General features: G+C 68.0%; 15 protein-coding genes. 10 read left to right on the top strand and 5 right to left on the bottom strand.

The window, feature by feature from the left end:
• Positions 1–96: 96 nt before the first annotated feature.
• The 8 genes from QT386_RS07485 (at position 97) to ggt (ending at position 9,873) form a co-directional block, all read left to right on the top strand.
• Positions 97–3,867, top strand: coding sequence for a YhdP family protein (locus QT386_RS07485; protein WP_289273128.1), 3,771 nt, complete (start codon positions 97–99; stop codon positions 3,865–3,867).
• Positions 3,868–3,880: 13 nt separating this feature from the next.
• Positions 3,881–4,699 (top strand): carbon-nitrogen hydrolase family protein, encoded by an 819-nt coding sequence (locus QT386_RS07480; protein ID WP_289273127.1) that lies wholly within the window; start codon positions 3,881–3,883, stop codon positions 4,697–4,699.
• A gap of 13 nt (positions 4,700–4,712) precedes the next feature.
• Positions 4,713–6,161 (top strand): metalloprotease TldD, encoded by a 1,449-nt coding sequence (gene tldD / locus QT386_RS07475; RefSeq protein WP_289273126.1) that lies wholly within the window; start codon positions 4,713–4,715, stop codon positions 6,159–6,161.
• Positions 6,158–6,619, top strand: a complete 462-nt coding sequence (locus QT386_RS07470; RefSeq protein WP_289273125.1) for a hypothetical protein — start codon at positions 6,158–6,160, stop codon at positions 6,617–6,619. Before tldD ends, QT386_RS07470 begins: the two co-directional genes overlap by 4 nt.
• A gap of 42 nt (positions 6,620–6,661) precedes the next feature.
• Positions 6,662–7,237: a 16S rRNA (guanine(966)-N(2))-methyltransferase RsmD gene (gene rsmD / locus QT386_RS07465; RefSeq protein ID WP_289273124.1), complete on the top strand. Its 576-nt coding sequence runs from the start codon at positions 6,662–6,664 to the stop codon at positions 7,235–7,237.
• 77 nt (positions 7,238–7,314) lie between these two features.
• The gene (gene coaD / locus QT386_RS07460) at positions 7,315–7,809 is read left to right on the top strand and encodes a pantetheine-phosphate adenylyltransferase (protein ID WP_289273123.1); all 495 of its coding nucleotides are present in this window, start codon (positions 7,315–7,317) and stop codon (positions 7,807–7,809) included.
• Between the two features lie 124 nt (positions 7,810–7,933).
• Positions 7,934–8,188: a YfhL family 4Fe-4S dicluster ferredoxin gene (locus tag QT386_RS07455; protein WP_289273122.1), complete on the top strand. Its 255-nt coding sequence runs from the start codon at positions 7,934–7,936 to the stop codon at positions 8,186–8,188.
• The gene (gene ggt / locus QT386_RS07450; protein ID WP_289273121.1) at positions 8,185–9,873 is read left to right on the top strand and encodes a gamma-glutamyltransferase; all 1,689 of its coding nucleotides are present in this window, start codon (positions 8,185–8,187) and stop codon (positions 9,871–9,873) included. The genes QT386_RS07455 and ggt overlap by 4 nt, the downstream gene beginning before the upstream one ends.
• Before the next feature lie 177 nt (positions 9,874–10,050).
• On the opposite strand, the gene QT386_RS07445 is transcribed toward ggt, so the two are convergent.
• The 5 genes from QT386_RS07445 to QT386_RS07425 form a co-directional block, all read right to left on the bottom strand.
• The gene (locus QT386_RS07445) at positions 10,051–11,064 is read right to left on the bottom strand and encodes a hypothetical protein (protein ID WP_289273120.1); all 1,014 of its coding nucleotides are present in this window, start codon (positions 11,062–11,064) and stop codon (positions 10,051–10,053) included.
• 82 nt (positions 11,065–11,146) lie between these two features.
• Positions 11,147–11,914 carry an exodeoxyribonuclease III gene (gene xth, locus QT386_RS07440; protein WP_289273119.1) on the bottom strand — a complete coding sequence of 256 codons (768 nt, stop codon included), beginning with the start codon at positions 11,912–11,914 and terminating at the stop codon, positions 11,147–11,149.
• A gap of 159 nt (positions 11,915–12,073) precedes the next feature.
• Positions 12,074–14,125: a M3 family metallopeptidase gene (locus QT386_RS07435; protein ID WP_289273118.1), complete on the bottom strand. Its 2,052-nt coding sequence runs from the start codon at positions 14,123–14,125 to the stop codon at positions 12,074–12,076.
• A gap of 198 nt (positions 14,126–14,323) precedes the next feature.
• On the bottom strand, positions 14,324–15,274 hold the full coding sequence (locus tag QT386_RS07430) for a GIDE domain-containing protein (RefSeq protein ID WP_289273117.1): 951 nt from the start codon (positions 15,272–15,274) through the stop codon (positions 14,324–14,326).
• Between the two features lie 49 nt (positions 15,275–15,323).
• Entirely contained in the window at positions 15,324–15,896 is a 573-nt protein-coding gene (locus QT386_RS07425) for a LemA family protein (protein WP_289273116.1), read from the bottom strand.
• Between the two features lie 139 nt (positions 15,897–16,035).
• Here QT386_RS07425 and QT386_RS07420 point away from each other — a divergent pair, with 139 nt between their 5' ends.
• Both QT386_RS07420 and QT386_RS07415 read left to right on the top strand, forming a co-directional pair.
• Positions 16,036–16,959 (top strand): alpha/beta hydrolase, encoded by a 924-nt coding sequence (locus tag QT386_RS07420; RefSeq protein WP_289273115.1) that lies wholly within the window; start codon positions 16,036–16,038, stop codon positions 16,957–16,959.
• Positions 16,956–17,480 carry a gamma carbonic anhydrase family protein gene (locus tag QT386_RS07415; RefSeq protein WP_289273114.1) on the top strand — a complete coding sequence of 175 codons (525 nt, stop codon included), beginning with the start codon at positions 16,956–16,958 and terminating at the stop codon, positions 17,478–17,480. Before QT386_RS07420 ends, QT386_RS07415 begins: the two co-directional genes overlap by 4 nt.
• Positions 17,481–17,486: the final 6 nt, after the last annotated feature.

Below are 17,486 nucleotides of genomic sequence, written 5' to 3'. Positions count from 1 at the left end.
TTTTTGGTTGTATACCGGCGCTTTGTGTATGAAAAATCACAACCCTCCGGCCTCCCGCGGTACTCCCCCATCCTTCATGTCTGACGCAGTCTCCTGATGGAACGGGTAAGGCGCCGCTACTGGACCTGGGCCGTGACCCTGTTCGCCGGCACGGTGATCTTCGCCGCGGCCGTCAGCGGCGTGTTCCAGCTGGCGGTACTGGCGCTGCCCAGCTACCGCGAGGAGATCGCCAGCTGGGTCACCCGCGTGGCCGACCGCCCGGTGGACATTGGCGGGATCAACTTGGTCTGGCGTGGCGTCTACCCGCGGCTGGATCTCACCGACATCACGCTCTACGACGAGGACGGCAGCGAGGCACTGACCGCCGACCGCGTCAGCCTGGGTTTCTCCAGCACGCGCCTGCTGCTGGGTGAGCTGATGCCGACACGCATCGAACTCAATGGCCTGAGCATCGCCGCAGACGTTGATGAGGAAGGGCAGCTCAGCGTCGCCGGCTTCGATGCCCTGGGCGGGGAGGCTTTCCCGAAGAACGACCGGCTGATCAAGGAACTGCGCCGCTTCCAGCGTGTGCGCCTGAGCAACTGCGAGGTGCGTTTTACGCATGCCGGCCTGGGCCGCAGCCCGGCGGAATTCACGCTGGTGGCTGGCGAGATCGATCGTACGCGCTCTGGCTTCGACGCCGAGGCGGACATCCGCCTGCCGCCGATCTACGGTGAGCGCGTGGAACTGGCGGCGAGCATCGACGGCGATGTGGCTGATCCGCGCAGCTGGAGCGGTGACTTCAGCGCCGAGCTGCGGCGCATGGCGCCCCAGGCCTGGGTCAGGAACTGGCTGCTGCCCGGTGCCCAGGTGCAGGCCACGGACCTGGACCTGCGCGCCAGGGGCGAGCTGGGGCAGGGGCGCCTGCGGAAGATGCAACTGCGCGCCGAGAGCGATGCCTTCGTGGTGGCACGCGCCGGGCGCGCCTGGCAAGGCAAGGAGCTGGACGCACAGGTGACCGTCACGGCCGAGGATCGTGGCTGGCGGCTGGATATCGACCGGCTGGAGCAGGATGAACAGCCCATGCTGCGCGGCCACCTGCGCTATCGCCCGTTGGAGCAGCAGAGCTATGAGCTGGACGCCGACATCGACGACCTGCAGCTCGGACGCTTCACACCCTGGCTGGCCTACCTGCGCGATGCCTCTCCGGGGCTGCGCCGCGCCGCCGGTCTCAGCGGCGAGCTGGATGGCCTGGTGCTGCGCCTGCGCCAGGCAGAGGACGGGCTGCATTATTCGCTGAAGTCGGATTTCCGCGAGATCGCCCTAACCGGCGATCCGGCCCTGGGGCTGCGCCGCCTCAGCGGCCAGTTCAGCGCCACCGAGGTCGCCGGCCGCCTGAAGCTGGCCGAGGTGCCGCTGGAGCTGCGCCTGCCGCGCGAGTTCAAGGCACCGCTGGCTTTCGATGCCCTATCCGCCGAGCTGCAGTGGCAGCGCGCCGCGGCGGGCTGGAACCTGCGCGCGCCGGATTTTGCATGGCGCATTGCCGGCAGCAAAGGCAGCGGCCGCCTGGATCTGCAGCTGCCGGACGCGGAGGGCGCCTCGCCGGTGATCGACCTGGCGGCACGCTTCAGTGCCGACAACGCGGTGGCGCTCAAACCCTTCATGCCGATGCACTGGGGTGAGCACCTGCGCGACTGGTTGCAGCAGGCAATCCGCCAGGGGCGAGTGCCGCGCGGCGACCTGGCGATCCGCGGCGCACTGTCGGACTTCCCGTTCGACAAGGGCCGTGCCGGCGAGTGGAAGCTGGACCTGGACGTCAGCGGTGCCGACCTGGCCTTCGCGCCCGACTGGCCGATGATCCAGGACATCGACGCGCGCCTGGCCTTCCGTGGCAATGGCCTGACGATCGAGGGCGACAAGGGCCGCGTGTCCGGCAACCGTATCGGCAGCATGCGTGCCAGGATCGCGGACTTCCACGACAGCCTGCTGCATATCGACGGCGAGGTGGCCGGCGAGACGGCGCGCTTCTATGACTTCCTGCGCAACTCGCCGCTGCGCAAGCCGCTGGCCGGCTTGGTCAACCACACCCGTGCCTCCGGACCGGCGCGCGTGGCCGTGAGCCTGGATATCCCGCTGCACCATGTCGATGCTACCGAAGTGGCTGGTACCGTCGGCCTCGATGGCGTGCAACTGTTCTATGAAGGCCTGGACTATCCGGTCGACGATATCCGCGGCGAGTTGAGTTTCACCGGCCATGGCGTGGAGTCGCAGCAGCTCGACGCGCGCCTGGGCGAGCTGGTGCTGGATGCGCATATCGAGCGGCGCGCCAAGACCGCGGGTGTGGTGGTGGTGGAATTCCCGTTCGCGCCCAAGCCTTCGGGCGGCGTCAGCGACTACATTCCGGACCTGGTGCGCGGCCGGCTGTCCGGCGAATCGCGCTGGCGCGCGGAACTGCCGCTGGATGCGACCGATGCGGCCCTGGTGCTGACCAGCGACCTGCGCGGCACGGCGGTGCAACTGCCGGCGCCGCTGGGCAAGGCGGCAGCGGAGAGTTCGCCGATCCGTCTCAGCTTCGGGGCCGACACGGCACCGATGCGCATTCGCCTGGATTATGGCCAGCGCCTGGGCGCGGACATCGCCTATGCCCGCGAAGGACAGGCGCTGAAGCCGCGCGCCGCGCAGCTCAAGCTGGGCGGCGGCATGCCGCCGGCGGCGGACGGGCGCGGCATGGTGGTGACCGGTGACCTGCCGGAACTCGATGCCGGTCCGTGGGCGGCGATCCTCTTCCCCTCCAGTGCACCCGGCAACGCCTCTGCGACCCCTGATGGCCTGACCCTGCGTGAAGTGGACCTGTCCGCCAAGCGCTGGATGTTCGACGACTTCCTCCTGGGCGGCATGCGCCTGCGCTGGAGTCCCTCGGCGGAGGGCTGGCGCGCCGATCTCAGCGGCGATGCCGCCGAAGGCGAGTTGCGCTATGCCCGCGCCGGCGCTGGCGCGCTGACCGGGCGTCTCAAGCGCTTGGGCGTGCAGACACGACCGCAGCCTCTGGTTGCAGCGACGAGCGAGGCGGCTCCGGCACGTGATCCGCGCCAGTGGCCGCTGCTCGATGTCGACGTCCAGCACCTGATGGCGGCGGACCAGGAACTGGGCCACCTGCAACTGCGCAGCTCGCGCATTGTCGATGGCCAGCGTCTGGATTCGCTGTCGATCAGCGGCGGCAAGCTCGACCTCACGGCGACCGGTGCCTGGCAGCGCAACGCCGCCGGCTCCAGCGCCGGGCTCAAGTTCGAGCTCGGCAGCTCCGACGCCGCCGCGGTACTGCAGTCGCTGGGCTACAATCCCACGCTCACGGCCAAGTCCAGCCGCTTCAGCGGCGAACTCAGCTGGAACGCCGCGCCACGGCTCGATTGGCAGCAGGCCAGCGGCCGCATCCGCATGGACGTGGAGAACGGCGCGCTCAAGGCGGTGGAGCCCGGTGCCGGCCGCGTGCTGGGCCTGCTCAACCTCTACGCGATTCCGCGCCGCCTGATGCTGGATTTCCGCGATGTGGTGAGCTCGGGCCTGGGCTTCGACAAGCTCAGCGGCAGCTTCCAGCTCGGCGAGGGCCAGGCCCGCACCAGCGACATGGAGATCAGCAGCACGTCGCTACGCATGGAAATGCGCGGACGCATCGGCCTGGTGGCTCGCGATTTCGACCAGGCCGTGAAGGTCTATCCCGATGTATCTTCCGGCGTGACCCTGGGCGCGGCCCTGCTTGGTGGCCCTGCGGTGGGCGCGCTGGTGCTGCTGGCGCAGCAGGTGCTGGACAAGCCGATCGACCAGGTCACCCAGCTCAGCTACCGTGTGACCGGCGGCTGGGACAACCCGCGCGTGGAGCGCGGAAACTGAAGCGGAGATCCACATGAATCCGGCCATCGCAGCGATCCAGATGAACAGCTCCGACCGCCTGCCGGACAACCTGGAGACAGCCGGCCAGCTGCTGCGCGAGGCCGCGCGCCAGGGCGCCTGGCTGGCGGTGCTGCCGGAGAACTTCGCCTTCATGGGTGCGCGAGAGCGCGACAAGCTGGCACACGCCGAGGCGCCGGGGGAGGGGCCGATCCACGGCTTCCTGTCCGCGATCTCGCGCGAGCTGGGGTTGTGGGTGGTGGCCGGCACCATTCCGCAGGCGGTGCCGCAGGACCCGAACCGCGTGCTGGCGGCCAGCCCGGTCTATGCCGCGAACGGCAGCCTGTCGACGCGCTACGACAAGATCCACCTGTTCGACGTGGAAGTGCCCGGCGGAGAGAGCTACCGCGAGTCCAACAGCATCCGCCCGGGCGAGCCCGACACGGTAGTGGCGCAGACGGCCGGTGGCGGGGTTGGCCTGTCGGTCTGCTACGACCTGCGCTTTCCCGAGCTGTACCGCCGCCTGGCGGCCGACGGGGCCGAAATCCTCTGCGTGCCCTCGGCTTTCACGGCGAAAACCGGGGAGGCGCACTGGGAAACCTTGCTCCGTGCCCGTGCCATCGAGAACCAGTGCGTCGTCGTGGCGTCCAACCAGTGGGGCGAACATGCCGGCGGTCGCCGCACCTGGGGCCACAGCATGATCGTCGGACCCTGGGGCGAGGTGCTGGCCTGCCAGGCCGAAGGTGCTGGCGTGGTGCTGGCACGCCCCGACCGCGCGGCGCAGGCGAAACTGCGCCAGGATTTCCCCGTGCTGTCGCACCGCCGTCTCGCGTGAGACCATCAGGACCATGAACGACACACCGATTGCAGTTGCCCGCCAGACCCTGCTCGAACCCACCGGCATCGACGACACCGCGCTGTCGCGCTTGCTCGATGGCCTGATGAAGCCCGGCATCGAGGAGGCTGATCTCTACTTCCAGCACTCGTTGACCGAGGCCTGGTCGCTGGAGGACGGCATCATCAAGAGTGGCTCGCACCACGTGGAGCAGGGCGTGGGCGTGCGCGCCGTGGCCGGCGACAAGCAGGGCCTGGCCTATTCCGACGAACTGCGCCTGGAAGCGCTGAGCGATGCCGCCGGTGCGGCCGGCGCCATCGTGCGCCAGGGCCAGCAGGGTGCCGTGCAGGCCTTCGCGCGTCGCGCGGAGCCCAAGCCGCTGTACCCGGCGATCAACCCCATCCAGTCGATGGCCACGCCGGAGAAGCTGGCGCTGCTGCGCCGCGCCGACGTCGCCGCGCGAGCCACCGACAGCCGTGTGCAGCAGGTCAACGTCAACCTGGCGGTGAACTTCGAGGCCGTGCTGATCGCTGCCACCGACGGCACCCTGGCCGGCGACGTGCGCCCCCTGGTGCGCATGGACGTCAGCGTCATCGTGGAACACAACGGCCGCCGCGAGCAGGCCCATGCCGGCGCCGGTGGGCGCGGCACCATTGCCGAGTTCCTCGGCGGCGACCAGCCCGAGATGCTGGCGCAGCAGGCCGTGCGCCAGGCGCTGGTGCAGCTCGACGCCGTGCCGGCACCGGCCGGCACCATGACGGTGGTGCTCGGCCCCGGCTGGCCGGGCGTGCTGCTGCACGAGGCGGTGGGTCACGGCCTGGAAGGCGACTTCAACCGCAAGGGCACCTCGGCCTTCTCCGGCCGCATCGGCCAGAAGGTGGCCTCCGAGCTCTGCACCATTGTCGACGACGGCACGCTGCTGAACCGCCGCGGTTCGCTGAGCGTGGATGACGAAGGCACGCAGACCCAGTGCACCACGCTGATCGAGAACGGCATCCTGCGCGGTTACATCCATGACAAGCTCAACGCCCGCCTGACCGGCGTGCGCCCCACCGGCAACGGTCGGCGCGAGTCCTATGCGGCACTGCCGATGCCGCGCATGACCAACACCTACATGCTGCCCGGCCCGCACGATCCGCAGGAGATCATCGCCTCGGTGAAGAGGGGTATCTATGCCGTGAACTTCGGCGGTGGCCAGGTGGACATCACTTCCGGCAACTTCGTGTTCTCGGCCAACGAGGCCTACCTGATCGAGGATGGCCGCGTCACGCGCCCGGTGAAGGGCGCCACGCTGATCGGCAACGGCCCGGAGTCGCTGACGCGCGTCAGCATGGTCGGCCATGACCTGAAGCTGGACACCGGCGTCGGCATCTGCGGCAAGGACGGCCAGAGCGTGCCGGTGGGCGTGGGCCAGCCGACGCTGAAGATCGATGGCCTGACCGTCGGCGGTACGCAGGGATGATCCGCCTGCGCTTCGAAAGCCGGCTCGCGGCGCCGGCGCAGGACGTTCTGGCCGAGGCGTTGACCATGCGCGGCGTCAACGCCGAGCTGATGCCGCTGGTGCGCATGAGCTATCCGCGTGAGGCCGAGAACTTCGACCTGCAGCAGGCACCGCTGAAGCAGACGCTGTTCCAGAGCTGGCTGCTGCTGGGCGGCGTGATCCCGGTGGACCGCCATGCGCTGACCTTCGAGGCCCTGTACGACAACGGCTTCGACGAGCGCTCCACGTCCTGGCTGCAGCGCGTGTGGATTCACCGCCGCCGTATCGCCGAGCAGGGCAAGGGCTGCATCGTCACCGACGAGTTGGAGTTCCAGCCGCGACTGCCCTTGCCGGGGTCGCTGCCCGCCACGCTGGCGCGCCGCGTGTTCGATCACCGCCACGCGCGCCTGCGCGACCGCTATGGCGTGCTGCCCGACTGAAGGCGGTTGACCGCGCGCGCGGTTCTTGATTAATTGCGGTCCATGGCAAAAAGGCCTCCAGGGAAACTGCGGATCATCGGCGGGGAGTGGCGCAGCCGTATCGTCGAGTTCGACGGCGACAGCGGCGCCCGACCCACGCCGGACCGCGTGCGCCAGACGGTTTTCGACTGGCTGGCCCCGACCATCCACGGCACGCGCTGCCTGGACCTGTTCGCCGGCAGTGGCGCCATGGGCCTGGAGGCGCTTTCGCGCGGTGCCACGCATTGCACCTTCGTGGAGAACGGCAACCGCCAGGCCACGATGATCAAGGCCGCCCTGCTCCACTTCAAGGCACCGACCACGCGCTGGGACGTTACCGGCATGGACGCGGTCTACTTCCTCGACCAGAGCTGGCACCGCTACCACGTGGTGTTCCTCGATCCGCCCTATGCGAGCCCACTGCTGGATCGCGCGCTGCAGGAACTGCCGCGCGTGCTGGTGCCGGACCAGAACCGCATCTACCTGGAGTGGTCCGAGGGCAAGCCGCCGACGCTGCCGCCGGGCTACGAACTGCTGCGGGAAAAGCAGGCCGGTCAGGTATGCTTCGGCCTGGCGCGGTACCAGCATCCCCCCAAGTAAACCCTCGCGCGCCGCGCGCCCGGCCATGGATGACCGGGTCGGAACACAGCCTCACGGATGGCCCACCAAGGAAGCACATGTCCGTCATCGCGGCCTACAGCGGCACCTTCGACCCGATCACCCTGGGTCATCTCGACATCATCACGCGTGCTTCGAAGATGTTCCCGAAGCTGATCGTCGCGGTGGGCTACAACATCGCTAAGAACCCCAAGTTCAGCCCCGAGGAGCGCGTCGCCCTGATTCGCGACGTGGTGCACGATCTGCCCAACGTGGAGGTGAAGGCCTTCAGCGGCCTGGTGGTGGATTTCGCGCGCGAGAATGGCGTGACGGTGCTGGTGCGCGGTGTGCGCACGGTGGGCGACGTGGAATACGAAAAGCAGATGGCGGTGATGAACCGCGATCTCTACGCCAACCTCGATACGGTGCTGCTGGCGCCTTCGCCGGAGTATGCGCACCTGTCGTCCTCGCTGGTGCGCGAGTTGGCGGGCCTGGGCGCGCCGGTGGAGAAGCTGGTGCCGAAGGCGGTGGTGCCGGTGCTGTTGCAGAGGTTTGGGCGCGACGGAAAGAAGTAAAAGCGGTATTTCCCTTTCCTCGTGTACGGGGATAGCGGCAGGGGAGAAGGTGAGGCCAGCGTGTCGCCCCACCGCCACCCACCGGGTGGGAACTTCCCGTCCCCGGGAGGGGTAAAATAGCCATATGTCCCTCAAGATCACCCACGAGTGCATCAACTGCGACGTCTGCGAGCCGGTTTGCCCGAACCAGGCGATCTCGCAGGGCGTGGAGATCTACGAGATCGACCCGGCGCTGTGCACCGAATGCGTGGGGCATCACGATACCCCGCAGTGCGTGCAGGTCTGCCCCGTGGCCTGCATCCCCCTGGACCCGGACCACGCCGAGACCCAGGAACAACTGCTGGCCAAGTACCACAAGCTCATCCGGCTGGTCTCATGAAACGCGCTGCTTTCCTGCTGCTTTGCTGCCTCGTCCTCCCGGCCCGCGCGGCGGAACTGCCGGGGGACGCCTGCGCCACCGCCCACCCGCTGGCCACCGAGGCTTGCCTGGAAGCGCTGCGCGACGGCGGCAATGCCTTCGACGCGGTGGTGGCGGCCAGCGCGGCGATCGCGGTGACCGAGCCCACGGGCTCAGGCCTGGGCGGGGGCGGCTTCTGGCTGCTGCACCGGGAAGAGGACGGCGGCGAGACCTTCGTCGACGGGCGCGAGACGGCCCCCGCCGCGGCCACCGAGACCATGTTCCAGTCGGCGGACGGCAAGGCCGTGGACGCGCGTTCGCGTGACGGCGCGCTTGGCGCGGGCATCCCTGGCGAGCCGGCGGCGCTGGTGCATATCGCCGATACCTACGGGCGCCTGCCGCTGGAGCGGGTGCTGGCGCCGGCCATCCGCTATGCGGCGGAGGGCTTTGCGGTGGATGCCAAGCTGGCGGCCACGATCCAGGGCAACCTGTCGCGCCTGTCGCCGGGCGCGCTGGAGATCCTGGCGCCGGGCGGCAAGCCGCTGCGGGCCGGCGACACGCTGCGACAGCCGGACCTGGCCCGCGTGCTCAAGGCCCTGGCCAAGGACGGGCTGGCGGGCTTCTACGAGGGCGAGGTGGCCAGGAAGCTGGTGGCGGGCGTGCGCGCGGCCGGCGGCATCTGGAGCGAGGAAGACCTGCGGCGCTACCGCGTGGTGGAGCGTGCGCCGCTGGTGACCTGGTTCCGCGAGTACCGCATCGTCACGGCGCCGCCGCCTTCGGCCGGGGGCATCGGCCTGGCGCAGATATTCCAGCAGCTCGAAGCCCTGGGCTGGAGGAACGACGGGTCCACCGCCTCGCGCCACCTGATGATCGAGGCCATGCGCCGCGCCTACCGCGACCGCGCCAGCTACCTGGGCGATCCGGATTTCGTCGACATCCCGGTGGGGCGCCTGAGCTCGCGCGAACACGCGCTGCAACTGGCCTCCAGCATCCGGAGGGACCGCGCCACGCCCAGTGCGACGCTGCCGGTCTCGCCGGAAGGCGGCAACACCACGCACATCTCGGTGATCGACCGCGAGGGCAACCGCGCGGCGGCGACGCTGTCGATCAACCTGCCGTTCGGTTCCGGCTTCGTGGTGCCCGGCACCGGCCTGTTCCTCAACGACGAGATGGATGATTTCTCGGCTGCTACCGCGGCCAGCAATGCCTACGGCCTGATCGGCTCGGTGCCCAACCGCATCGCACCGGGCAAGCGTCCGCTGTCGTCGATGACGCCGACCTTCGTCGAGGGGCCGCGCGGCGCGCTGGTGATCGGCACGCCCGGCGGCAGCCGCATCATCACCATGGTGGCCCTGGGCATCCTGGGCTGGATCGACGGCCTGCCAGCGGCGCAGATCGCGGCGCTGCCGCGCTACCACCACCAGTACCTGCCGGACGTGGTGCAGTTCGAGCCTGGCGCGCTGTCGGAGGCGCAGCAGGCGGAGCTCAAGCGGATGGGGCATACGCTCAAGCAGCTGGGGCCGGACAGCCTCAACCTGGTGCCGGGCAGCTACGGCAACTTGCAGCTGGTGAGCTGGGACCCCAAGACGAACAGGCTGGATGCGGCGGCCGATCCGCGTGCGGTGGGTGCGGGGACGGTGCAGGGGCGCGACGGCAAGTCAAAATGATCGTTCATGCCGAGCAGCGCAGCGTATCGAGGTCCGGGGCGCACCTCGATACGCTGCGCTACTCGGTTTGAACGGTTTTGTATGAACGTCCGGGCGCTTCGATGGAAGCCAGGGCGGAGCCTGGCTGAACTTGGACGTCTGGCTGAATCCGGAGGCGTGTTGAAGCCCCGTTGAAGCTTAGGCCGCGCGCCGCATCTCTCCGCGCGGCTTCTTCGAGGAAGCCGGTGGCGGATTGAGCCCGGCGATCTCGCGCAGCTCCTGGGCGGCGATGGCCTGGGGGCGGCGTGACAGGCGGTCGAAGCGACCGCTCTTGCCCAGGCGCCGGATCAGGCGCAGGTGCTCGTCGATCTGCTCGACGTAGGGGTTATGGCCGCCGAAGTGGTGGTCCATGTAGTGGTACACGCCCTGGAAGTAGCCGTCGAGGCGTTCTTCCCAGAGCTTCTTGTTGAACTCCGGCGTGTTGCGCAGCAGGTCTTCCACCTGGGGGTACATGACCTTGGGTCCGCCCGGGATGCCGGGGCCGGCCATGCCGCAGATCACGAACTCGCGGAACAGGTAGGTCTTGCACTTCTCCAGGTAACAGCGGTCGGAGGTCTGCGCGATGATGTCGGCGCTGCCCAGCATGAAGCCGAGCATGCGGTCCTTGGGGTGGCGCACGCGGATCTTGTCCAGCGCGATCTCGTAGCCGGTGAAGTGCACCACCTGGCGCGTCAGCTCGGCGGCGTCGCCGAAGCCCACCTGGGGCAGGAAATCGGCCAGGAACTCGCCGCTGCGGTGGACGTGGTTGAGAGTGAACTCGGCGCCGTTCCAGGCACTGTCGCTGCTGCGGCGGATGTAGCCGGCATCGTGGAACAGCGCGATCAGGATGCCCAGCTGGGTGCGGCGCTCGCCGAGGCGCTGAGCCACCGGTACGTTGCGCTCGTGGCCGTCCAGCAGGCGGGCCATGGCCAGCGCGCAGTCCAGGCTGTGCTGGGCATCGTGGTACCAGGTGTCGCAGCCCATGTAGCCGGGCAGGGTGCCGGCGTAGAGGCGGGTGAAGACGTCGAAAGCCTTGTGCAGGGGCTTCAGGTCCATGCCGGGATAGAGCGCTCCCACGATGCCGCAGACGGCATCCCGCACCTCGTCCGGATGCGAAATCCGGACGGTGTCGGTGACGTCGTAGTGGTTGCGCCTCTTCCGCAGAAGACTCATCGGGCTCCTCACCCCTATTCAGGGGTTTCATGAGCCATCATATCCCTGTCCCCATCCCCTGAATACGTGATGGGGCTCACATTCAGACTGTGAATTCCGACACGACCGGGGCATGGTCCGACGGACGTTCCAGGCGCCGGGGTTCCAGGTGGACCTGCACGCCGGTGCAGGCGGCGGCCAAGGGTTCCGAGAGCAGCACGTGGTCGATGCGCAGGCCCAGGTTGCGGCGGAAGCCGGCCTGCCGGTAGTCCCACCAGGTGAAGGTTCCCGGGGGGTGATCGAACAGGCGGAAACTGTCCTTCAGGCCCAGGTCCAGCAGGGCGCGGAAGGCGGCGCGCTCGGGTTCAGAGCAGAGGATGCCGCCTTCCCAGACCGCGGGATCGTGCGTGTCCTCCGGGGCAGGGGCGATGTTGTAGTCACCGGTGACCGCCAGCTTCGGATATTTCTGGAGTTCTGCCTCCAGGTACTGGCGCAGGCCGGCGAGCCAGCGCAGCTTGTACTCGTACTTCTCGCTGCCCACGGCCTGGCCGTTGACCACGTAGACATTGACCACCCGGACCCCGCCGACCGTGGCGGCGATGACGCGGCGCTGCTCGTCGGCGAAGCACTCCATGTCGCGGCAGACGTCGACCAGGGGCTGGCGCGACAGCAGGGCCACGCCGTTGTAGGTCTTCTGGCCGTTGTGCGCGGCGAAGTAGCCGGCGGCTTCCAGTTCCGCGAAAGGGAACTGCTCGTCCACGCACTTGGTTTCCTGGATGCCGACCACGTCGGGCTCGGCGGCTTTCAGCCAGTCCAGCAGGTGAGGCAGGCGGACACGCAGGCTGTTGACGTTCCAGGAGGCGATCTTCATGGGCAGGGATGGGTCGGGCGGAGCGTGAAGTCTACCCAAAAGAGCAAAACCCCCTCTGCCGCGGGATCGGAGGAAATCCCTGTTTGCGGCAGAGAGGGCTAGCCCACTGCAAAATCTTGCCGCGCGCTCCCGGAAGGAGCGGGCGGGTACCACCGTGACTCAGGCCGCTTCCTGCAGCCCCGTGTGCCGCAGCAGCGGCTCGATGCTGGGCTTGCGGCCGCGGAACTCCACGAACAGCTCCATGGCTTCCTTGGAGCCGCCCTGCGCCAGGATCGTGTCGCGGAACTTGTGCCCGGTCTCGGGCGCGAAGTTGCTCTCCTCGAACGCGGCGAAAGCGTCGGCCGACAGCACCTCGGCCCACTTGTAGCTGTAGTAGCCCGCGGCGTAACCGCCGGCGAAGATGTGGCTGAAGCTCCAGGGCATGCGGTTGAACGACGGCGGGCGCATCACAGCGACGATGTCGCGCACGGCGTCCAGCGTTTCCAACACGCGAGAGCCCTGGGCCGGGTCGTAGTCGCGGTGCAGGCGCAGGTCGAACAGGGAGAACTCGATCTGCCGCACGTTGGCCAGGCCGGTGAGGAAGGAGCGGCTGCCGCGCAGCTTGGCGATCATCTCCTCCGGCATCGGCGCGCCGGTCTGCCAGTGCCGCGCGAAACCGCGCAGGGTGGCGGGGTCGTAGCACCAGTTCTCCATGAACTGGCTCGGCAGCTCCACCGCATCCCAGGCCACGCCGTGGATGCCGGCCACCGAGGCCTCGTCGACCTGAGTCAGCAGGTGGTGCAGGCCGTGGCCGAATTCGTGGAACAGGGTCAGGGCTTCGTCGTGCGTCAGCAGCGCGGGCTGGCCCGGCAGCGGCGGCGTGAAGTTGCACACGAGATAGGCCACCGGCTGCTGCAGGCCCGAGGCGGTGCGGCGGCGGTTGACGCATTCGTCCATCCAGGCGCCGCTGCGCTTTTCCGGGCGGGCGTAGGGGTCCAGGTAGAACATGCCGAACGCGCGGCCCTCGGCGTTCTTCAGCGCGTAGGTGGTCACGTCGGCATGCCAGACCGGCACGCCCTCGGCCTTCTCCACACGGATGCCGTAGATGCGCTCCACCAGGTCGAACATGCCCTGCACCACACCCGGCAGCGGGAAGTAGGGGCGCAATTCCTCTTCGGACAGGCCGAGCTTCTGCTCCTTGAGCTTCTCGGCGTAGTAGGGCGAGTCCCAGGGCTGGAGGTCGTTCAGGCCGTCGAGCTGGTTGGCGAAGGCCTTGAGTTCATCGACCTCGGCCTGGGCGCGCGGCTTGGCGCGCGTGGCCAGGTCCAGCAGGAACTTCTCCACCTCGTCCGGGGACTCGGCCATCTTGGTGGCCACCGAGACCTCGGCGAAGTTGCGGTAGCCCAGCAGTTGCGCCTGCTCGTGGCGCAGCTTGAGGATCTCTTCCATCAGCTCGGTGTTGTCGAACTGCCCGGCCAGCGGGCCCTGGCTGGAGGCGCGCGTGGCGTAGGCCTCGTACAACTCGCGGCGCAGCTCGCGGTTGTTGGCGTAGGTGATGACGGCGTCGTAGCTGGGGAAGTCCAGCGTCAGCAGCCAGCCTTCCAGGCCCTTGGACCTGGCCTTGTCGGCCGCGGACTGCCTGGCGGCCTCGGTCATGCCGTCCAGCAGCGAGCCGTCCGTGACTGGCTTGCTCCAGGCCTGGATCGCGTCCATCAGGTTCTCTTCGAACTTGGTCTGGAGTTCCGACAGGCGCAGGCTGATGTCCTTGTAGCGCGCCTTCTGCTCCGCCGGCAGGGCGATGCCGGAGAGCTTGAAGTCACGCAGGGCGTCGTTGACCACCTTGCGGCGGGCGAAGCCGTAGGTCTTGAACTCGGCGCTGTCGGCCAGGGCCTGGTAGGCACGGTACATCGGCTCGGACTGCGACAGCTCGATGCCGTACTCGGTGACCTTGGGCAGGCAGGCGTTGAAGGCGGCGCGCCACTCGGCGGTGCTGGTGACGCTGAACAGGTGCGATACCGGGCCCCAGGCACGGTGCACGCGGTCGCCCATCTCCTCCAGCGGCTCGATCAGGCTGTCCCAGCTGGGCTGCGTGTTGTTGGCCAGCAGCGCCTGCACTTCTTCACGGTTCTGCGCCAGCACGGCGTCGATCGCCGGCTCGGCATGCGCCGGCAGGACCTGGTCGAAGACGGGGAGGGGCGTGAGGCCCGCGGCAGCCAGCAGGGGGTTGGTCATGGTTCTCGTGGGGTACAAGGGAAGCTTCAACTTGGGCCCTATTGTCCCCCCCTTCAAGGCCCCGGCACGAGACCTCGTCGCGGCCATTTCCGCAGAGGGTTGTTTCGGGGGGGAATTTAGCGGGGTGCCAGGACGGCTGTACTGAGATTCAATGTGATTTTATATATACTTTAATAAATAAAGTAAATAATTTAATCATCATCCACCGCCGACCAAGCCCCGGGCCTGCAGGGCGAAAACCGTGGCGCAGCCCAGGGCCAGGAAGCCCAGGAGGCTAAAAAATATCCACCAGCGCTGACGCCGTAGCAACTGTGCGGCGCTGAGCGTGGACAGCAGGAAGGGGCGGCCGTCGCGGCTGCGGTCCAGCACGTGGATGTCGGGATCCAGCGAGCGTTCCAGTTGGCGCCCGCGCACCGCATCCATCGCGGCGCGGCGCACGGTCTCCCATTCCTGCGCGTCGATCTCGCCGTTGCCGTCGGCGTCGAAGCGCCCGAGCAGGGCCTCCCGGTCGCGCTTCCATTCGGCCAGCAGTTCACGCAGCTCGGTGGCGGTGTCGAACTGCGGTGCATCGCTCTGCGAGCGGAACTGGCCGAGCGCCAGCAGGTAGTCGCCGAACTGCAGCAGCTTCTCGCTGTAGCGGTAATCGCCGCCGCCGAACCAGCGCCTGCCCACCGGCGGCCCCTCCGGGCGCTGCGTGCGGCCGCGCCATTGGCGCTCCAGGCTGGGATATACCGTGGCGCCGGCGGGGTCGACGATGCAGTCGCCGGTCTCGTCGGTCAGCTGGAACAGTTCGCCGCTGGTCTCGGCTTCCACCGTGACCCATTCGGTGCTGCGTTTGCCGTTGCGGTAGGTCGTCTCCTGGCGCTCGATGCGGTACCACCACCAGCAGCAGCGGACGCCGCTCAGCGGCGAGTGGATTTCCGGGCCCGGCAGCAGGCGCGCGTGGCCCTGCAGGCGCACGTAGCCCTGTGCGGCCGAGCGGATGCGTGATACCGGCGTGTCCTGGATCAGCCGCGAGTGGCGCAGGTAGCGGAAGGCGAGTGCGAACAGGACAGAGGCGCCGGCGGCAGCGAGCAGGGTCCAGAACCAGAAGTGCCCGGCGTCGGCGTGGCGCAGGCTGCCGGCGAGCTCTTGCAGGAAGGCGATCATCGGAGGGGGCGAGGCGGCCGGCGGGTCGCGGCCGCGCCGGTAGACCGCGTCAGGAGTTGAACAGGGCCTTCACATCGACATCGCGCTTCTCCTCTTCGGAGAACTCCAGCAGCACGGCGGACTTGAAGCCGGCCAGCCGGGCGACGATGACATCCGGGAACTGCTCGATACGCACGTTGTTGACGTTGACCGTCTCGTTGTAGAACTCACGGCGGTCGGAGATGGCGTTCTCCAGGCCGGTGATGCGACCCAGCAGCTGCTGGATCGACTGGTTGGCCTTCAGCTCGGGATAGGCCTCCACCGTGGCGACGATGCCGCCCAGGCCGGCCCGCATCAGGCCCTCGGCGGCACCCACGCCCTTGACGTCGCCGGCTTCCCGGGCGGTCTGGGCGCCGGAACGGGCCTTCATGACCTTTTCCAGCGTGTCACGCTCGAACTGCATGTACTGCTTGCAGGTCTCCACCAGCTTGGGCAGCTCGTCGTGGCGCTGCTTGAGCAGCACGTCGATGTTGCTCCAGGCCTTGGTCACGCCGTGCTTGAGGCTGACCAGGCCATTGTAGATCACGATGCCATACAGCAGTACCGCGACCGCCACTGCCAGCCAGATGAAGCTGCCGATCATGTTTTATCCGCCCCTGTGGAACCGGCCCCTGGTGTCCGGGGTCCGTAATTTGGCCCAAAGGATGCGTGAAAATGCCCTGCCGCGCTACCATATCGCCCTTCATTTTCAGCACAAACCCGCCTAACCAGAAGGTTTTTCCGTGCGCAAGCTGATCCCCCTGTTTTGCCTTGTCCTGTTGGCCGGCTGCACCGGTCCGGGCGTCCTCAACGCCTTCACCCCCTCGTCCGGCTACAACCAGGCGATGAACCTGCCGTACGACCCGACGTCGGGCCAGACCCTGGATGTCTACACTCCGGAGGGCGCGCGCAATGCCCCGGTGGTGGTGTTTTTCTACGGTGGACGCTGGAGCGAGGGTGACAAGCAGGAATACCGCTTCGTCGGCCAGGCACTGGCCTCCCGCGGCATCGTCGCCGTGGTGCCCAACTACCGGAAGTACCCGCAGGTGCGCTTCCCGACCTTTGTCGAGGACGGTGCGCAGGCGGTGAAGTGGGCCAGGAACAATGCCGCGGCCTACGGCGGTAATCCGGAACAGTTGTTCGTGATGGGGCACTCCTCCGGCGCGCACATCGCCGCCATGCTGGCGCTGAACGAGAGCTACCTGAAGAAGGTGGGTGGTTCGCGCAGCTGGCTGCGCGGCATGATCGGCCTGGCCGGCCCCTACAATTTCCTGCCGATCACCGATCCGGTGCTGCGCGACATCTTCGGCCCGCCTGAGCGCTTCGAGCAGTCGCAGCCGATCTTCTTCGCCGACGGCCAGAACCCGCCGCTGCTGCTGCTGCACGGCGAGAACGACCAGATCGTCTGGCCGGACAACACCCGCAGCCTGGCCAAGGCCGTGGCCAATGCCGGCGGACCGGTGGAGACAGTGATCTATCCCAAGATGAGCCACACGCTGATCATCGGCGCCTTCGGTTCGGTGCTGCGCGGTTCCACCGACGTGGTCGATCACGTCGATGAGTTCGTCAAGCGCATGGCCACCTACCAGCGTCCTTCGGCGAACACGCTTTCCGACATCCAGTCGATGCCGCTGGAGATCGAGTCGGTGCCGCTGTCCTCGCCATGATCCGGCCGTTCCAGGGACTCTGGCCGAAGGTCGGCGAGCGCGTCTACATCGACCCCTCCGCCCAGGTCATCGGCGACGTGGCCCTGGGTGACGATGCCTCGGTCTGGCCCCTGGTGTCGATCCGCGGCGACGTCAACCGCATCCGCATCGGTGCCCGCAGCAACGTTCAGGACAATTCCGTGCTGCACGTGACCCATGACGGCCCCTATTCCCCCGGTGGAGCCGACCTGCAGATCGGCGACGACGTGACCATCGGCCACGGTGTGATCCTGCATGCCTGCCGCATCGGCAACCGCTGCCTGATCGGCATGGGCGTGATCGTGATGGACAAGGTTGTGGTGGAGGACGACGTCCTGATCGCCGCGGGCAGTACCGTGCCGCCAGGCAAGACGCTCAAGAGCGGCTGGCTGTACCGCGGCGCCCCAGCCCAGGCGGCGCGCGAGCTGACCGCCGATGAGATCGCCTCGCTGAAGTACTCCGCGGATAACTACGTGAAGGTCAAGAACAAGTATCTCGGCTGAGAGGCA

Origin of the sequence: Solimonas sp. SE-A11 (genome assembly GCF_030345715.1) — a bacterium.
Taxonomy (GTDB): domain Bacteria; phylum Pseudomonadota; class Gammaproteobacteria; order Nevskiales; family Nevskiaceae; genus Solimonas_A.
This window is presented reverse-complemented; position numbering and strand designations above follow the sequence as displayed.